This window comes from Sporofaciens musculi (genome assembly GCF_009830285.1).
Classification (GTDB): Bacteria; Bacillota; Clostridia; order Lachnospirales; family Lachnospiraceae; genus Sporofaciens; species Sporofaciens musculi.
Genome location: NZ_WUQX01000001.1, coordinates 3691898 through 3709249 on the forward strand (window position 1 = coordinate 3691898; position 17352 = coordinate 3709249).

Sequence of the window (17352 nt, forward strand, 5' to 3'; positions counted from 1 at the left end):
CCAAAACCGGATGGAATGATTGCGGCACAGGTAAAATTGGAAAAAGATTTAAGAAGCTGTATGCACTGCAGGTTCTTTTATGGAAACAACAGCCAGAGCCTAAAATGCTATAATTTCAGTTATTTCTTGACAAATATTTTCTTTCGTATATAATTTGTTTGAAAACTAATTGTTTGAAAGCTTATTAAAGGAGGAGAATATGGAAGAATCATTACACTATTTGCTTATGACAGACTATTTATTGTTCCAGAAAGCCTTTCTTGCCGGTGTTAAAGAAACAAATCTGACTCCAGGACAGCCAAAGATTCTTGATTATTTATTGTATCATGATGGTGTTGTTCAAAAAGAAATTGCCAGCGCCTGCCACATTGAACCAGCAACCATGACATCGGTATTGTATGGGATGGAGAAGAAGGGTTATATTTTACGGAAGAATCTCAATGGAAACCGACGCAGTATCTATATATATCTGACGGATGAAGGGAGGTCGCTTGCAAAGCAGGTAGAGTCAACTTTTAGGACAATGGAAGAAAAGACGCTTAAGGATTTCTGCAAAGAAGAGAAGGAAATGCTTACTGCTTTTTTAATGAGAATAAGTAAAAATATACAGGGAGAGGTCAGTGATGAGTAAAAGTGAAATTGCAAAGCGGTATATACTATTTATAATCAGCCTCTTTTTTTCTGCTTTAGGCGTGGCATTTACAAAACATGGTGAATTGGGAGTATCACCTATTTCCTCCGTGGCAAATGTCATGAGTTATAAGTTTCCCTCGCTTTCTTTGGGAACATGGCTTATTATCTGGAATTGTGTGTTGATAGTTGGGCAGATTTTCATACTTCGCAGAAAATTCCAGCTCATACAGTTGCTGCAAATTCCACTGTCTTTTGTATTTGGTTGGTTCACTGATTTTGGAATGTGGCTGATGTCATTTATTCCGGCAAATTCATATCTGGTGCGTATTATTATGGTGATTATTGGAATTTTAGTTCTTGGTTTTGGCATCTCTCTTTCTGTTATTGCGGATGTCATTATGAATTCCGGCGAAGCCTTTGTAAAAGCAGTTTCAGATACACTGGACAAGGATTTTGGAAATGTGAAAATCGCATTTGATGTTTTTTATGTTATTATAGCTATCGCTTTATCTTTACTGTTTTTTGATTTTACTGTTGTGGGGACAAGGGAGGGCACTATTATTTCTGCTTTGTTTACCGGAATAGTGGTAAAATTTTTTTGCAGTAATCTGAAAGCCCCTGTAAATGCTGTCTTATCTCACCAATCAACTGGCTAAGACAGAGAGTTTCTGCTTTGTATTCATCCAGCATTTTTTTAGTCCATACTTGACAGAAGAATGTCCAATCTGGCTTGCGTACCACAATTTGATCCAATGCACCCAAGTATACCCAAAGGGCACACCGAAATACATGCCCTGCGGGCTGGTGGACTTCGTCCATTAAGGTATGAGTTTTTGGGTGTATTGGATTCACGATAGGAATTTATGGCAGTCTGTTTTTATCTCCCCATTCACACATCCCATCTAATATAGGAATGAGCGATTTCCCACGTTCTGTCAAGCTATATTCTGATGTGGTATAAAAAAGTTGACAGCTTATTCTCAAGGATTTCATAATAAAACCAAGAGAATAAGGAGGTATTCAAAGTGGCACGTAAATATGACCATGAATACAAAGTACAGGCAGTAAAACTTGCCAAAGAAATCGGCGGCGCTAAGGCTGCTAAAGAATTAGGAATCCCTGAAGGAACCATCCATACATGGCTGAAAGCCGTAAGAGCCGGTAAGTTAGACATTGGGGAAGGTTCCCATACCCCTGCCAGTGCAATGAGCCTGTCAGAAGAAATTACCATGCTGCGTAAGCGGGTTAAGGAGCAGGACAAAGAAATCCGACGTCTGGAAGAAGAAAACGAATTTCTGGAGGAAGCCAGCGCTTTTTTCGCCGCCAGCCGTCGCAAGTCAGCAAAAACCAGAGGATGATATTCCTGGCTTTGAAAACAGAGGACGGCAGGATTACCAGAAAAATTTCATTTTATTGCCGGATGCTTGGTGTCAGCCGGCAAGGCTTCTATAAATATCTCGCGAACAAAGACCGTCCCTGGAAGTACCAGGATCTGGCGGATGCCATGAAAGAAATCATCAGCGAGGATGAATGCAATGATACTTATGGACGGATCCGGATGTGTCAGGCGTTGCTGCTAAAGCAGCCGAAGGGAGTACATATCCCCAGTGAGAGGACTGTGTACAGGGTCATGGATCGGATTGGCCTGGGCCACCGTCCAAAGCGCAAACCGAACGGAATTACAAAAGCGGATCGGGAAGCGATGAAATCAGACGATCTTTTAAGGAGGGATTTCCGTGCGGATGCCCCATTGGAAAAATGCATCACAGATATCACGGAGATTCCAGCGTCCAATGGGAAACTGTATGTATCTGCGATTTTTGACTGCTTTGATCTTAGCGTTCTCGGTCTTGCAATGGGAACAAATATGAAAGCAGATTTGTGTATCCAAACATTGAGGAATGCCCTGACAGCTTACCCTGCACTGGAAGGCGCAGTGATCCATAGTGACCGGGGAACACAGTATACCAGTGAGTGTTACCGGAAGACCATCCTGGAACACCATATCCATCAAAGCATGAACAGTGCCGGAGGACGCTGCCATGATAATGCACGCTGTGAAAGTATGTGGGCCAGAATGAAGACGGAACTTCTGTACGACCGCCATGACACAAAACAAATGACTGTAGAGGAATTAAAGGTACACATTTGGAGATACTTCCTCAGCTACTGGAATAACCGAAGGATCTGCTCTGCAAATGGCGGACTTCCTCCTATGATAAAACGCAGGCAGTATTATGAGGCTTTGGAACTGGCGGCATAGGCAGTGATACCCTTGAGAAAAATGTGTCAACTAATATTGACAATATCACTCCATTCCTGCGCCAGCCTTTTCATTTTCGTTCCGGCTGTTTCTGGGGTATTCCCATCTGTACCCTGCGGCTTTTTATTGTTTTTTGAGGAAAGTCCTTTCCCTCCTTCAGTTCTGAGCCTCTTAAACTCGCCCTCAATCATTTCCTTAGCATCCGCCCTGTCCGCCATCTTCTGGAATGCCCGGTCAAGCCCGCTTAATTCTTCTTCCATTGTCATTTTGCGGAAACCCGTCTCTGAATTTTCATCCTCCACATAACGCTCCCTTGTGCCGTCCTGGTAGCCCTGCACAATCGCATCATAAAGGTTCGCATAAGCCCTGACGGAATCCTCCAGCTCGTCTGCAATGCCGTATGCGCTTCCTGTCCTCTGCCCTTTCAGCTTTTTCAGCTCCCCTGCCAGTTCGCCGCCATAAGCGTTTGCAGACAGTGCGCTTGTGGCCTGTTTTGCCTGCCTTATAACGCTCTCCTTGTTCCCTTTTGCAACAACCCTGCCCGATATCCCTTTTTCACGGGTCTGTTTCCGATAGTTCTCAATTCCCTCCTGCGAAATGGAAACTTTCACCGCATTGTCCGCCTTCGGTTGCGGCGCATCCTTTTCCTTCTCCTGCGGACTGGCCACTCTGCTATTCTGATACCATCCGCTTGCTGCACTGGCCTGGCTTGTATATCCCTCTACGTTTACTGACATATCAAATCCTCCATTTCTAAACTTATGCTTTGAAATCCACTCCGCCGAGCATCCCGTCAAGCTGGTCTAAAATACTTGTGTCAAAAGCGTCACCCGGCTTCCATCCCGGATTGTTCTGTTTAACCAATGCCTCTAAACGGCTGCCATAATCCCCTGCCATTCTGTCCAATGTCCACGAAGCAGAACTGCGCTGTTTTGAAGGAAGATTGTTTAAATACTTATTGATGACATCGTTTCTCCTGGTTCCTTCCGGTATGCTCTTTCCATTAGTGCTGATAAAATCCTGTTTTACCACCTCTGCCAGTTCTGCTTTTACTTCATCTGACACAGACACAATTTTTTTCCAGTCACTTCTCCCCGATATACATCTGTCCGCCTGCTCTTTTGACATCCATGGAATACCGTTCTCATCATAATATAAATTGCTGTGCTTATGCTTTACCCCTCCGCTAATAGCAGCACTCATCTGGTTAGATGTACTTGTTTTATTTCCATTCTTCTGCGAAAACAGTTTATTCAAAAGGGAATACTGCGAAAGCCCTCTCAGATTGTTACTGCTGATATTCATATCCTCGCCTCCTCTTATATCTTCAAATCCAGATTTGCGCCAACCTGCGGCTGATCTTTTACTGTGGTTTTTCCTGCATCTTCTTCCTGGGCAGCTTCGATGATTGTTTTCATATCTGTGTCATTCAGATAAATCGTGCCTTCTTTGGAAGTAGCCATTTTTTCATTTATAAGCTGTTCGGCCTTGTTCGGAGTTGTTGTTCCATCTTCCTTTACTACTTTCTTTTCTTCCGACTTTTCGCTTTCCTTCGCTTCCTCTGCATTTTCCTCTAATTTCTCCGCATTTTCACGGGCTTTCTCTCTTGACTTCTCAATCCGCTCTTCGGCATTTTCCTGCGCTTCTTTGCGGAGTTTTTCATTCATTTCATCTTTTCTCACTACAACGGCAAAACTGGAAAAATTACCATTTTCATCTACATAGCCATGCCTGCAAACCGCAGTATATCCCATTGATTTTTCAAAATTATCAACCCATTTGGTAGCAGATTCCACATCTTTCAATCGCTGCGTATATTCCTTTGCTGCCTGCGGATCATTCTGCATTTTCTCCAAAAGTTTGGGATTGACACTAACAACATTCACTTTACTGTCATTACTTGTGTTAAGTCCATATCCTGTCTGCAATTTGATATATGGTACTTGCTTCTGCAGATTTTTTAGATATTCCTCATTGCCGCCACTCTTTGCTGTTTCAGCATTTTTCTGTGTAGCCGCTGTTTCTTTTGTTTCCTCTTTCTTTGCCGTTTCCTTTCTTGATAAAGCATATGTGTTTTCATAAACACTGCTGTAATTGCCCACTCCTGTAATTGCCATGATTTCGTCCTCCTTGATAAAATTTTTATTGTTAATGACGGCCCCTCTGTCATTCGGAGCCGCCCATGCCCCCTTATGGTAAGTCCGGGCATATCCTGTTTTACTTCAAATTTTGTAACATTAGTACAGTTATCAGATATTCCCCAACACATTACTGCTGTATGCGCCAATCGCACTTTCATAATCCATTGCCGCCGCTGACACCTGTGACCGGCTGATGAAGTGATAGTTTACAGCCGTATCAAGACCACTTTTTTTCAGGGCATCTTCCATAAGCTGTTTATGATATTGCAGCTCTGTCCGTTCTCTGCGCTCCTCCGCCGCTTCCTCGGCAAGCTCCTGATACCGCACCCGTCTTGCCCGTTTTGCCGCCTGTTCTGCTCTCACCTTTGCTTCAATCTTTGCCCGCACTTCCGGTTTCAGATCCCCGGTCACATATACATACCCCACACCTTTTTCATCAATACTCACGGCATAAGAAGACATCTCGAATCCATTCATTGACATTTCTGCCTTACATCTTGGAAGGTCATCGAGCCCTTTCTGGATTATTTTTTCATAATGGGCTGCTTTCTCCGGGTCGTTTGCCATCTTCTCTAAAATATTTGGAGCGATTACAATATTGTTATACCCCGCTATGCTTGCGCCGAAGTTGTCAATACTCCTTTGGTCATTACCGATATTTTTCACCATCACGTTTGCGCCATACCGCTGTTTCAGATACTCCACATACTGCTCCTCCCGCGATGCGGAACTATTTTCTGCAGTTTGCTTTACGGTGTCCGCAAAACTGGTTTTCCCTGTGGCATTATTTTTCTGCGCCTTATTCGCATACTGATATGCCGCCAACATATCATTTACTCCTAAAATGCTCATAATAATTCTTCTCCTTCCTGCTGATTAACTTTTTACCATGACCGACAATGTGAATCTATTGCCTTTTACAATACAGTCCATATTGCCGCCATATTTTACTGCACATTTCCTGATATTCTTTAGCCCTATTCCATGCACCTCCTCTTATATCTTCAAATCCAGATTTGCGCCAACCTGCGGCTGATCTTTTACTGTGGTTTTTCCTGCATCCTTTTCCTGGGCAGCTTCGATAATTGTCCGGATATCTGTATCATTCAGATAAACCGTTCCGCCTTTGGAATCAGCCATTTTTTCATGTAAAAGCTGCTCTGCTTTGTTCGGAGTTACTGTTCCATCCTCTGCTTTCTCCGTTTTCTTTTCTTCTAATGTTTCCTCTAATTTTACTTTCTTTTCGTCTGCCTTTTCTTTCGTTTTTTCAATCAGTTTCTCGGAATTTTTCCGTCTTTCTTCCCGGAGCTTGTCGCTCATATTCAGCATAAAGTCATTTCTGACAAGGGCAATCTGGCGGTATTTTCCGTTTTCATCTATATAATCATGCTTAAATACCACTCTCCATCCACTGGCATTCATTACGCTGTCCAGCATATTCACCGCCGATTCAACACCTTTAATCAACTCTTTCATTTCTTTTTCCTTCTCCGGATCATTCTGCATCTTTTCCAAAAGCTGCGGATTGATCGTCAATGTTTTGCCGCTTTTAGCTGTTGAAAAAGAATTCCCAACCTTAAGTTCCACACTTGGAACAAGTTTTGCCAGTTCGTCCACATACTCTGATGTGCTTCCTAACTTGCTGCCCCCTGCCGTTTCTGATGTGTTTTCTGTTTCCTTCTTTTTCGTGCTGCCTGCCGCATTGCTCTGTGCCGCATAGCTGCTGTAATTGTTTGTAATCTCCATTGCCATAATTTTTTTCTCCTTGATAAAAAAATTTTTGAAATCCATTTCTTTTACACGAAATACTTATAACATTTTAAGTAATCCAAAATACCAGTCGTCCGTGATGCTTTCATATGGAATCCGCACTACTTCATCCTCTGAATTGTTTTCATAAATACAGCTTTCTGCCATGCCAGTTAAACCCGGAAGTTTATAAAACCCGCCGAAAACAATCCAAACCTCTCCTTCTGCATTGTTTTCTTCTAAAAAATCCTCAAATGCCTCGCTGTCTACATAAACGTAGCTGTCATCATATGAGATCATTTGCTGAATGCTGCTGTCATTGTTTGAAATGACAGTGCTCTGACCATCAGCATATTCATATACCAGTATGTTTTCATCATTACTATAACGTGCATAGGAATGGCTATATACCGCCAGCAACATAATTATAATTACCAGAGAAGCTATGGCTGCCGCGCCCATGCACATCCTTTTACGATATGGGCGGAAACCTGCAATCTCGCCCATCCGCCTTTTCATGTCTGCAAATCCCATTTCCCCGGCATAGGTGACGGCAGGCGGCGTACCCTCTGTCCCGGAACGCAGCAGTTTCAGGGTTTTCAGCAACACCATTCCATATTCATGAGCCGCCCTCCCGCTGTTCTGTATGCACACCCTATCACAGATATCCTCCATATCCGCTCGGAACTGTTTCTGGCAGACTGTCAGGAAGGGGTTCACCCACAAAAGGCACCGCAGGACGTCCCATGCAAGTCCAAACCATAAATGCCCCAACCGGATATGCGTCCGCTCATGCTGTATGACAGATTTTAATTCGTCATGACTGTAATTCTCCAGCATTACCTTTGGAATGACAATCTTCGGTGCAAACAGCCCCACGGTAAATGGCGTGACATTCATGTCCGTAACACTGACCACGGTATTATACTGGGAAACCTTTTCCATCTCGGCAACCGACTTCTGGAGACAAAGCCGTTTCCCGAATATGCATATGGTAGCTACAAAAACGCCCACCATATAAATGCGGTCAGCCCACAGGCAGGTCATAGTTCCATGCGTTACCCACCATGTCATTCTCAGCACAGCCGCATTTTCATAAAACAGCTTCAGCTTTCCAAGAAACGGGATGAGCAGGAAGGATGACCATAACAGCCCCCTTATGAATGTCCGTCTTGAAAAAAGCATCTTTCGGAGCTGCATCACCAGTCCGAGCAGCAAAAAAGAAAAGGCCGCGCACCGCACAAGCTGGGTAGTGTAATATACTGCGCAGAAATCCAGCAGACTGCCAATCCATGACCAGTCAGACATGGGGTTCACCCTCTTTATCCGGGGGCTCTGTGCCGCGGTCACGGCTTCTCTCCAGAATCTCCTCCAGCTCTTTTATCTGTTCGTCCGTCAGTGCAAAGCTCTGCAAAAGCGCCGCCATCGCATTTGTCCCGCTGCCGGAAAAATAGCTGTTCACAAACTTCCTGCTTTTCTCCTTTACACATTCCTCCCTTGACCTCTGCACATAATAGTGGTAAACCCTTGAATCATGCTCATCTACCGTGTATCCGAGGATGTCCTTCTGGTTCAGGCGGTTCATCAGCACCCGCACCATCCTCATCGACATATCCACATTCCCCTGCATCCTCTTGTAGACCTCGGAGGATGTCAAAGGCTCCCCGCACGCCCACAGGACTTCCATGATCTGCCATTCACTCGGTGTAATCTCTTCCTTTGCCATACCGTTTCCTTCCTTTCGATATATATTGTCAATTTATATATCGGTCAATTACCATTAATTATTAAGAGCCGTTGACGCTTTTGCATGATGCAGGTACGGACAGTGAGCAGATGATGGGATATTATTCCCCGCTTTCCAAGTAATTTCTGTTATCAGTCCGCCTGGCCTGCCTGCGGAAAAGGCAGACCGCCGCATATGGAGGATGAAAGCCATAGTGCGGCGGTTAGCTTTTGTGTATTTCCAATTAAAAATTTAAGCCATATGAAGGCTGCCACGCTTTAAGCTCAAAACAACATCCGCCTGTGCCGCTGTTAAATATTTTTTACCGCTTCCTGCACAAGACTCTGCCTCTGCCCTATTCAAACCTTTTAACGATTGCCTGCTATCGTTAAAAGGAGGTGCAAATTTTGAGGACGAAACAGCCTCCGCAACAGATAAAAGACCCAAAAAGCCAAAAAATAAAACCGCAGAATCCGTGGAAAGGCTTATTTCCACGCATTTCTGCGGTTTTCCATTGTATCAATTTCGTTGTTGCGATGTTTCCATACATCTGCGGATAGTTCCCCGATAGATGCTTAAAATTCCTATCGTTAAAATTTGCACCCAAACTCATGCTTGGGTGCATTGTATCAAATTGTGGTACGCAAGCCATATTGCGTGTCCAGATTGATACAAATTCTGCGTGGGTGCTATCGTTTTTACATTTACCGTAAATACAGTGAAATCAACACTTTTCAGAATAACTGACGCACCCAGGTATAGGCGGCAATCGTTCTCTTGGTTGGAATTGCCACATTTTCGATATTCCATAGTGTAAAAAATAACGATAGCCTGTTTTTGAGAGGTGCTATCGTTATTTTTTGCACCCAAAGGACTATCGCAAATTTAGAAGTTACCTCTTCTCCTTTTACAATACATTTGGTGGGTAGTCGATCACATTATTTGAACAATATATGTATGATAGCCTAATTATTCTATCATACAGTTCATTCTGGCTTTTCAATTCTTCCATACGTAAGTGTAAATGTTTAAGAATATATAACAAGTAACCTCCATATATTTCTTCTATGATATTGTATAGGGATTCCCTCAATTCTGTTTCAATAAAATATACCGCCACATAATCACCTATTACTTCCATCAAAGTATTGTGAAATTCAAACAAATTCTTAGTCGTATTTATTATACTAATAATTTCCCTTGGTTTACTGAAACGCCTATCATTAATATGTTTTTCCATTATTCTTTCTTCTATTTTCCCATTAAGTATCCCTTTTTTACTTCTTCAAAATAAACAGCATGAAAAAGCTCTGAAACATACTTGCTCCAGAGCTTTCAGTTACCTCTATTTTTTAATTATTTTTCTGCGAGCATAACTCTGCACCGCTTCTTATAACATGCAATCCCATATTTCAGGATGTTCTCTACTCCGTCATCAGATAGATCATCCTCATATCTAGTATACTCAATCTGTTTCAATGCCTCCTTACATGCCTCGTCCAAATCTCCGTCATGTGCATATTTTACTTCTATGATAATCCCCATATCTCCAGTATCCGGTTCTGCAAGAATGTCCGCATATCCTTCTCCCATTTCCCGGTTAGAAGAAATTCCCCACCGATTTTTCACGCTTAAAATTCCAAGCAGAACACCATGATAAAAATTTTCTTTCACTCCCGTTCTTACAGCTGTATCACGGATACTGATGGTCTTCCTTAAATAATCATTAAAAATCTTTTCGACATTCTCTGCATCCTTATTTTGCAGGGCATCACAGAAACAATTCAGCGTATCCCCATCTTCCCTGACGTTCTCCCTAAAGAATTCCATAATCTGCGTCACAAAAATATCCCGGATCTCCAGATTAGGAATTGCCAGTTTCATCTGCCTTCCCTCTGCTTTTCCCCGCTGGGTCAGATAACCGGTGGTAAAGAGCAGGCTCCAGATATTATCTATCGTCTGATAAATCTCTGGATATGTGAGCTCCTGGTGAATCTCCTTCGTAATAACCTCACCTGCTATCAGGCTCTCAATCTCCCGTTTGGTCGTATAATTCGCCGACTCCTGAATAAATCGCTTCACTGCATCGTTACTGCTGGTATTGATCCAGTAATTCTCCGGCTGCGCCTCCTTATCATCCAATAATGAATCACAATAATTTAAAACATCCCATGGACAATATACATCTACATTGCCAAAATGGTATCCGTCATACCATTTCTTCGCTACATCATAGCTATCTGGATACCCATAATATTGTAAAAGCGTCTTTACTTCCATATCTGTAAATCCAAAATACTCATCAAACCGTACATCCGTAACAGAACGTACCTTCAGATTATTAAGTCCGGTAAAGATACTCTCCTTTGAAATTCGAAGGCAGCCCGTCAATACTGCAAGTTTCAAACTGCTGTTTGTTTTGAGCGCCTCTCCGAGAAAACTTCGGATCAGTGAAATCATCTGATCATAGTATCCATTCGCATGAGCCTTTGCCAGTGGGACATCATATTCATCAATCATCAGGATAACTTTTGTACCATAATGTTTCTCCAACATTCCCGAAAGCAGTTTCAGGCTACTGCCAAACATGCCTTCATTCATAGTATCATCCAAAAGCTTTTGATACTCTGCTTTATCATGCGCATTTAATTTTTCACTGTCCAAAAGGAAATAAAATTTTGCCGCTGCGTCTATGATAACCCGGACTGCCATCTGATATGCCGTCTCATAAGACCATGCATCAATCCCTTTTAAGGATATGGATACAACTGGATATTTTCCCATATATTCTTCACAAAGCGCAGTCTCTTTTGAAATCTCCAGTCCATCAAAAATACTCTTATCTCCATCCAATGAGAAAAAGTTTTCCAGCATGCTCATATTCAGAGTTTTCCCAAATCTCCTGGGGCGAGTGAACAGATTCACCTCTCCCCAGTTGTTAAGAAGTTCCCTGATGAGTCCTGTTTTATCAATATAGTAAAAATCCTCTAAACGTAATTTTTCAAAATTTTCAATTCCAATAGGAAGTTTCTTCTTTCGCATCTCCATCTCTTTCCACGCTCCTTCCATCATCCTTAATCCGTTTCCTGCCTTAGTTTATTATTTACATTATAGCAACTAAGCGACGGCATTTCCATAGAAACCTTCCGGTTCTCGTCCGCTTCTATTTTCCAACTTTCATTGTTTCCCCGTCTTCAACCTCCACTATAAGTGCTCCATTTCCTTGTGTTGAATAAATTTTGCTTCCTACATCCGTAAGCCTTTCTATTGTTTCCTGATGCGGATGCCCATATAGATTTTCTCGTCCCGCTGAAATAAACGCATATGCAGGCTTGACCTGTCGGAGAAATTCCTCAGATGATGAGTTCTTTGAGCCATGATGCGCCGCCTTCAGAATCTCCCATCTACAATCCCAGTATCGTTTTTCCAACTGCTTTGTAAGTTGTTCTTCTCCTTTTCCCTCTACATCTCCGGTCAGCAGCATATCAAACTCTCCAAACTTAACTGCCAATACCATAGATGACGCATTCCCCGGTTCGTATTCTTCGTCTGCATCCCGTCCCTCAGATTCCCTATTCTCTGCCTCCGTTCCTGGATTCCCCGGCTGTATGCATGTAATCGTCATATCCCCTTCCTTAATACTTTGTCCCGGTTCTATCACAACTACGCGAATCCCATACTCTTTCGCTTTTTCCGCTATCCCTGCCAATGCTTCATCCCACACCTCCTGCATCGGCAGTACCAGTGTCTTGATCTTTACGCCGATATTCTGTCTTTCCATCAATTCTTCCACACCATTCACATGATCACTGTCGCCATGGGATATCAATACATAGTCAATCATCCCAACACCCTGGGATTTCAAAAACGGTTCTATCCTGTACTGCCCCACTTTCTTCACATCGCTGCTCCCCGCCATCCACCAGATATGTCCCCGCCCACCGGGCCTCTCATAAAGATTCCGTCTCCCTGTCCTACATCTAAAACCACCGTCGTCAGTTTTCCCCGCTCTCCCCATCGGTGTGTCAGAACAATAATACCTGCCATCCCAAGCATAATCGCAAATCTTCCAAGCCTTGTCATATATCTTTGTATACCTGCATCAAACTTACTGACCGCATTTTTTTGCACATTTACATCTGACTCTCTGACTGCATTTTTCTGCATACCCGATCCCGGTCCACGCCCCACATGCTTTCGGGCAGCTATTCCTCTTCTGCATGTTTTATACTTCTTACTCTCTGTCCCTTCAACATCATCTACATATTCCCTCAGCCTTTCCTTTTCTCTCAATAGCAACATAACGATCACTAATATCCCATAATATGCCGCGATCTGCCATATCTCAGGCTTCCCCGCCACAAACCGCGCCCCCGGAAGATTAAGCGCAAGATTACAGCCCATCTCATATAACCGCAGAATCCCGCCGCATATCCAAAAGCACGCACCTGATAACGGCAAAAAGCATACAAAAAACAAACTTCCCGCCATCCCCATAAATAAAAGCACAGACATCAACGGTATCACAAATAGATTCAAAAACAAAGAGTAGATTGGAAATTCAAAGAAATAATAAAGCAAAACCGGAAGAAGTATCAGATTAATGCCAATACTTGCCATACATCCCTGCACAATTGACACACAAATCCTATATAACCCAGATATTCGACCACTCTTTCCCCTTTTGTTTCCTTTATTTTCAGGAAAAGTCCTCTTCACCCACCCCTGCAGCACCGGAACTACCGTCAAAATCGCAAACACCGCCCCAAAGGACAGCCAGAACCCTCCGTCATATAGACTAAGGGGCCTCCACAACAACACCACAACCGCCGCCACAGAAAACGCCGTCGGCCCATCGTAATGCCTCCCCGTCATATCCGCCCCCACTCGAAACAGAAACATCGTAAGCGCCCGCACCGCAGACACGGTAAGCCCAATCATAAGAATATACAACAACAGAAACAAAATACCAAATGCCCCTCCAACTGGATAAGACCCCGTAATCCTCCGCAAAAGCTTATACATCCCAATCCCCATAAAAGAAAGATGCAGACCCGATATGGCCAATATATGCCCAATCCCATTTACCTGATAGAGCGTTTTCAACTCCTGCTCCATTTCTGCTTTCTCTCCCAACAGCATGGCCCCCAACGTTGTCCCATCCTCCCTGCCAAGCCCTGACGCCAATACCTCCTTCCACCTATTCCTGAAAACTGAAATCCTAGTTCTCCATTTCCACACACAGCGATCCACAGCCCTAACATTCATTGCCCGTACCTGGCAATGGATATCCTGAATCTGATAATAACGCTTCTGGTCGAAATTTCCTGGATTTCTTGCATTTTGGAAAAAGAAGACCTTCCCCTTAGCTCTCACAATATTTCCCATATCAACTTGTAAATCGGGATCTGTATAGATAATGATTCTTGATTCCTGAAATAATTTCTTCTGATATTGAATAGAATTGTCTTTTAGATACAATGCCTGACTCTCTGGTTTTGCCTCCACTCGGTACACCTGTCCCTGCACCGTGACTGTCTCCCCTGGGAGTACGGAGGTTTCCAGCGGGGAAGGACGAAGCTCTCTGATGAGCCTGTCCTCCCCACACAGAATGGCCGCAGTAATGACTGCCAGCACAACCAGGCACACTGATAATAACTGCCTGTTTTTCACTTTACACAGGCACATTGATAATATTTGCCTGCCTTTCAATCTTCAATCTCCTTCATGAAATTTGGGTCTCTCACTCTCATCTCTCCTCCACAAGATTCTGATCCCTTGACAGAGGCTTGCTCAGATCGATAATTCCCATATATTTGATGTTAGACTCTCCGTTCACAGAAATCTGCACCTGGCTTGACGCTCCACCGTCCACAATAGAATTTACCATCGCATAGACGGCAACCCTGGGGTCTGACACACAGGTATTATTCAGGAATCCTTCATCCAGATTCACATAACACACCGTATCCTTGACAGACACACCGATTACCTTGGTCTCCGGCGGAATGACAGGGCAAAGCCCGTCAATGGAAGGTCCCTTAATTAACTGGTCCACAATCAGCCTCTCAATCGACATGTTACTGTTATAACGGACGCTGACCTCCTCTGAAATCAGCCTGTCTCCATTCTCATTCGCAAAATACAGCTTTAATTTTCTTGGCTGGTACAGATGCAGGGAGGAGCCCTTATACTGGAGGAAATCTTCCGCCCCCATATATCCAATCGCATTTCCCATGCTGTCGGTCAGCGGTTCATCCTCAATAAAAAAATCAATGTACTCGATTCCCTTAAGCTGTGACAGCGTCAGCACCACGGCCGCCCGAAGCAGCACCTCCTCCTCTGGTTTCATCCTGCCATACGCGCTGCTGAAATGAATATCCAGAATCTCATCCGTTAAAACCCAATCCCTAACGTAAACTCCAAGGGGAAAAACACTTTTATTCTCTATAGATTCTGGTTCTTCGCGCATCGCTTGCAGCATATCCTCAATCATATTTTCCTCTGTTGAATTCATCGTAGTATATTCCACTTTAGCAAGGGATGTGCCTTCCATATTCATGTAATATATATACATCCCACCCTTGCCTGACTCTTTTCCCGATTCCTTCACCAAACTGCATCCTGCCGTAAAAAGCAGCGCCCCTATCAGACACAAGAGAAAAACCTTGTTATACTTTCTGTTATATTTTCTTTTCTGTACCATACTTAAGCTCCCTAAGATACATATGTCAACGGAATCCTCACAGTAAACGTAGTCCCTGCGTCCACCTGACTGTAGACTCTTACCGCACCCCTATGCATAACCACGGCACTCCTGGCAATCGCAAGCCCAAGACCTGTCCCTCCAATCTCCCTGGAATGGGACTTGTCCACACGGTAAAACCGCTCAAAAACATGCTCAATCGCACCCTCCGGAATCCCAATACCAGAGTCCGCCACTTCAATATAACAATTCTTATGGTCCGCATTCAGAGATACATGCACCCATCCGTCATCTTTATTGTACTTGATCGCATTTTCCACAAGATTCGTCAGCGCAAGGGACATCTTCATCTCGTCAATCTCCGCCGTAACCGGACGGAAGCTTTCCAGTACCAGCTCGATATTACGTGTTGCCGCAATCGGACGAAGCCTTTTCAAAATCTTCTCAATCAACACATTCATATTCTCTGACTTGATGTTCAGCGTATTGGCAGTCTTGTCCATCTTAACCAGAGAAAGAAGGTCGTTGATAATCTTGTTCTCCCGTTCAATCTCCTCGGACAAATCCCCCATAAACTCCTTGTATAGCTCTGCCGGTACATCCTTCTGAATCAGAAGGGAATCAGCCAGCACCTTCATGGAGGTAAGAGGTGTCTTTAACTCATGTGATACATTAGAAACAAATTCGTTTCTTGAGTCATCTAAAACTTTCATCCTGCCCAACATTTTATTAAATGCATCCGAAATCAGCATGGTCTCTGTGTAGGTCTGTTCATGAAGGTAATCTGCATCGTAGCCCTCCGTTACTGCCGCTATGGAACGACTGATTCGCTGAAACGGCCTGACCATTACAAAGCCTGCTGAAAATGCCAGGATTACGGCTACAATGCCAATAGTCAGACAGACGATCAGAATACGCTCGTCCAACTCATGCACACTATCGACAATCATATCGGTAGACACGCTGATCAGCATCACGCCAACGGATTTCTCCGCCCCCTTATCCAGAATAGGTGAAGTAACTTCGATATAACGGTTCTTGGCATCATAATTACTGGTGCCTTTTCCCTGAAAGCATCGGATGACGTCCTCGGATACAATAGTCTTTCCCTTGTCCATATCGTATGTATCCTCCTGAATACGGAAATCGTGGTCTATCACCATGACCCGCCCACTATAGATATTCGACATCTGAACCAGCTCAGACCGGAGAACTTCGGATGTTTCACCAGTCAGGTAATTCGCGTCACTTAACTGGTTACATAGAATTGTACACTGATTCTGAATCTCCGCCGTCCGCATGGCTACCTCCCGCTTCTCGTAACTGCTTAAGACAACCCCTCTTAAGACAAACGCCGGAACAATCCCCACCAGTATGACCAGAAGGATAATTCGGACGCGGAGACTCTTTAAAATATTCCATTTCAGATATTTCTTAACCCCTGAAATAATAACCAACTCCCCATTTTGTATAGACGTATTTTGGATCGCTCGGATTCGTCTCAATCTTTTCTCTCAGCCTTCGGATATGTACATCTACGGTCCTAGCGTCACCCGGATACTCATATCCCCATACAATATTCAATAGATTCTCACGGCTGTACACTTTATTCGGGTTCATGGCAAGCAGCTCAAGCAGATCGAATTCCTTGGCAGTCAGATTAACCTCACGTTCTCCGATGACCACCCGCCTGCTCTCACAGTCAATCTTCATACTGCCCTTTACAATCATCTTATCGTTTACCTGGGTTTTACCCCGCTTTCCGGTTCGACGCATGATCGCCTTAATCCTCGCCTTAACCTCCAGGATATTGAAGGGCTTTGTAATATAGTCGTCTGCTCCGTATTCCAGACCGAGTATCTTATCCATATCGTCGTTCCTGGCAGTCAGCATTACGATGGGAACATCAGAAAACTCCCGTATCTGCTGGCACACCTCGAATCCGTCGTGCTTGGGAAGCATAATATCCAAAAGGATCATATCATAGGCATTTTCCTTCGCCAGTTTAAGCGCCTCTTCTCCGTCGTAGGCACAGTCAACCTCCATCCCGTCCTGCTCCAGACTGAAACGGATTCCTTTCACGATTAATTTTTCATCATCTACCACCAATACCCGTCTGCTCATCTACTCTCTC

The 17352-nt window shown here is 43.8% G+C and carries 19 protein-coding genes; 4 read left to right on the forward strand and 15 right to left on the reverse strand.

Annotated elements, in window-relative coordinates; genetic code table 11:
• Nucleotides 1–199 precede the first annotated feature (199 nt).
• Entirely contained in the window at nt 200–631 is a 432-nt protein-coding gene (locus GN277_RS18770) for a MarR family winged helix-turn-helix transcriptional regulator (RefSeq protein ID WP_159752602.1), read from the forward strand.
• Nucleotides 624–1289, forward strand: coding sequence for a YczE/YyaS/YitT family protein (locus GN277_RS18775; RefSeq protein ID WP_159752604.1), 666 nt, complete (start codon nt 624–626; stop codon nt 1287–1289). Before GN277_RS18770 ends, GN277_RS18775 begins: the two co-directional genes overlap by 8 nt.
• A gap of 205 nt (nt 1290–1494) precedes the next feature.
• On the opposite strand, the gene GN277_RS32200 is transcribed toward GN277_RS18775, so the two are convergent.
• Nucleotides 1495–1626 (reverse strand): winged helix-turn-helix transcriptional regulator, encoded by a 132-nt coding sequence (locus GN277_RS32200; protein WP_408641675.1) that lies wholly within the window; start codon nt 1624–1626, stop codon nt 1495–1497.
• Between the two features lie 32 nt (nt 1627–1658).
• On the opposite strand from GN277_RS32200, the gene GN277_RS18785 reads away from it, so the two are divergent.
• Nucleotides 1659–1991 carry a transposase gene (locus tag GN277_RS18785; protein WP_159751627.1) on the forward strand — a complete coding sequence of 111 codons (333 nt, stop codon included), beginning with the start codon at nt 1659–1661 and terminating at the stop codon, nt 1989–1991.
• The gene (locus GN277_RS18790; protein WP_159752606.1) at nt 1988–2896 is read left to right on the forward strand and encodes an IS3 family transposase; all 909 of its coding nucleotides are present in this window, start codon (nt 1988–1990) and stop codon (nt 2894–2896) included. The genes GN277_RS18785 and GN277_RS18790 overlap by 4 nt, the downstream gene beginning before the upstream one ends.
• 26 nt (nt 2897–2922) lie before the next feature.
• On the opposite strand, the gene GN277_RS18795 is transcribed toward GN277_RS18790, so the two are convergent.
• The 14 genes from GN277_RS18795 to GN277_RS18860 all read right to left on the reverse strand — a co-directional run bounded on the left by GN277_RS18795 (nt 2923) and on the right by GN277_RS18860 (nt 17342).
• Complete coding sequence (locus tag GN277_RS18795; protein ID WP_159752608.1) at nt 2923–3633, reverse strand: hypothetical protein; 711 nt, start codon at nt 3631–3633, stop codon at nt 2923–2925.
• A gap of 22 nt (nt 3634–3655) precedes the next feature.
• A complete protein-coding gene (locus GN277_RS18800) occupies nt 3656–4201 on the reverse strand; it encodes a DUF3879 family protein (RefSeq protein ID WP_159752610.1) in 546 nt (181 codons plus the stop codon).
• A gap of 14 nt (nt 4202–4215) precedes the next feature.
• Nucleotides 4216–5013 (reverse strand): DUF6033 family protein, encoded by a 798-nt coding sequence (locus tag GN277_RS18805; protein WP_159752612.1) that lies wholly within the window; start codon nt 5011–5013, stop codon nt 4216–4218.
• Nucleotides 5014–5145: 132 nt separating this feature from the next.
• Nucleotides 5146–5889: a DUF6033 family protein gene (locus tag GN277_RS18810; protein ID WP_159752614.1), complete on the reverse strand. Its 744-nt coding sequence runs from the start codon at nt 5887–5889 to the stop codon at nt 5146–5148.
• A gap of 24 nt (nt 5890–5913) precedes the next feature.
• Entirely contained in the window at nt 5914–6027 is a 114-nt protein-coding gene (locus tag GN277_RS32205; protein WP_280178619.1) for a GHKL domain-containing protein, read from the reverse strand.
• A 6-nt stretch (nt 6028–6033) separates the two neighbouring features.
• On the reverse strand, nt 6034–6789 hold the full coding sequence (locus GN277_RS18820; protein WP_159752616.1) for a DUF6033 family protein: 756 nt from the start codon (nt 6787–6789) through the stop codon (nt 6034–6036).
• A 57-nt stretch (nt 6790–6846) separates the two neighbouring features.
• Nucleotides 6847–8094: a M56 family metallopeptidase gene (locus GN277_RS18825; RefSeq protein WP_159752618.1), complete on the reverse strand. Its 1248-nt coding sequence runs from the start codon at nt 8092–8094 to the stop codon at nt 6847–6849.
• On the reverse strand, nt 8087–8512 hold the full coding sequence (locus GN277_RS18830) for a BlaI/MecI/CopY family transcriptional regulator (RefSeq protein ID WP_159752620.1): 426 nt from the start codon (nt 8510–8512) through the stop codon (nt 8087–8089). The genes GN277_RS18825 and GN277_RS18830 overlap by 8 nt, the downstream gene beginning before the upstream one ends.
• Nucleotides 8513–9868: 1356 nt before the next feature.
• Complete coding sequence (locus tag GN277_RS18835; protein WP_159756935.1) at nt 9869–11560, reverse strand: AAA family ATPase; 1692 nt, start codon at nt 11558–11560, stop codon at nt 9869–9871.
• Between the two features lie 115 nt (nt 11561–11675).
• Complete coding sequence (locus tag GN277_RS30405; protein WP_244324786.1) at nt 11676–12431, reverse strand: ComEC/Rec2 family competence protein; 756 nt, start codon at nt 12429–12431, stop codon at nt 11676–11678.
• A complete protein-coding gene (locus GN277_RS30410; RefSeq protein ID WP_244324787.1) occupies nt 12410–14224 on the reverse strand; it encodes a ComEC/Rec2 family competence protein in 1815 nt (604 codons plus the stop codon). Before GN277_RS30410 ends, GN277_RS30405 begins: the two co-directional genes overlap by 22 nt.
• Before the next feature lie 37 nt (nt 14225–14261).
• A complete protein-coding gene (locus tag GN277_RS18850) occupies nt 14262–15218 on the reverse strand; it encodes a GerMN domain-containing protein (RefSeq protein ID WP_159752622.1) in 957 nt (318 codons plus the stop codon).
• Nucleotides 15219–15229: 11 nt separating this feature from the next.
• A complete protein-coding gene (locus tag GN277_RS18855; protein ID WP_244324788.1) occupies nt 15230–16723 on the reverse strand; it encodes a sensor histidine kinase in 1494 nt (497 codons plus the stop codon).
• The gene (locus GN277_RS18860; RefSeq protein WP_159752624.1) at nt 16653–17342 is read right to left on the reverse strand and encodes a response regulator transcription factor; all 690 of its coding nucleotides are present in this window, start codon (nt 17340–17342) and stop codon (nt 16653–16655) included. Before GN277_RS18860 ends, GN277_RS18855 begins: the two co-directional genes overlap by 71 nt.
• Between the last annotated feature and the right edge of the window lie 10 nt (nt 17343–17352).

What these genes read in the sequence shown, in the direction of transcription:
- GN277_RS18770 (WP_159752602.1), top strand. Translation starts at nt 200, where the DNA reads ATGGAAGAATCATTACACTATTTGCTTATGACAGACTATTTATTGTTC.
- GN277_RS18775 (WP_159752604.1), top strand. Translation starts at nt 624, where the DNA reads ATGAGTAAAAGTGAAATTGCAAAGCGGTATATACTATTTATAATCAGC.
- GN277_RS32200 (WP_408641675.1), bottom strand. Translation starts at nt 1,626, where the DNA reads ATGAAATCCTTGAGAATAAGCTGTCAACTTTTTTATACCACATCAGAA.
- GN277_RS18790 (WP_159752606.1), top strand. Translation starts at nt 1,988, where the DNA reads ATGATATTCCTGGCTTTGAAAACAGAGGACGGCAGGATTACCAGAAAA.
- GN277_RS18795 (WP_159752608.1), bottom strand. Translation starts at nt 3,633, where the DNA reads ATGTCAGTAAACGTAGAGGGATATACAAGCCAGGCCAGTGCAGCAAGC.
- GN277_RS18800 (WP_159752610.1), bottom strand. Translation starts at nt 4,201, where the DNA reads ATGAATATCAGCAGTAACAATCTGAGAGGGCTTTCGCAGTATTCCCTT.
- GN277_RS18805 (WP_159752612.1), bottom strand. Translation starts at nt 5,013, where the DNA reads ATGGCAATTACAGGAGTGGGCAATTACAGCAGTGTTTATGAAAACACA.
- GN277_RS18810 (WP_159752614.1), bottom strand. Translation starts at nt 5,889, where the DNA reads ATGAGCATTTTAGGAGTAAATGATATGTTGGCGGCATATCAGTATGCG.
- GN277_RS18820 (WP_159752616.1), bottom strand. Translation starts at nt 6,789, where the DNA reads ATGGCAATGGAGATTACAAACAATTACAGCAGCTATGCGGCACAGAGC.
- GN277_RS18825 (WP_159752618.1), bottom strand. Translation starts at nt 8,094, where the DNA reads ATGTCTGACTGGTCATGGATTGGCAGTCTGCTGGATTTCTGCGCAGTA.
- GN277_RS18830 (WP_159752620.1), bottom strand. Translation starts at nt 8,512, where the DNA reads ATGGCAAAGGAAGAGATTACACCGAGTGAATGGCAGATCATGGAAGTC.
- GN277_RS18835 (WP_159756935.1), bottom strand. Translation starts at nt 11,560, where the DNA reads ATGGAGATGCGAAAGAAGAAACTTCCTATTGGAATTGAAAATTTTGAA.
- GN277_RS30405 (WP_244324786.1), bottom strand. Translation starts at nt 12,431, where the DNA reads ATGGCGGGGAGCAGCGATGTGAAGAAAGTGGGGCAGTACAGGATAGAA.
- GN277_RS18850 (WP_159752622.1), bottom strand. Translation starts at nt 15,218, where the DNA reads ATGGTACAGAAAAGAAAATATAACAGAAAGTATAACAAGGTTTTTCTC.
- GN277_RS18860 (WP_159752624.1), bottom strand. Translation starts at nt 17,342, where the DNA reads ATGAGCAGACGGGTATTGGTGGTAGATGATGAAAAATTAATCGTGAAA.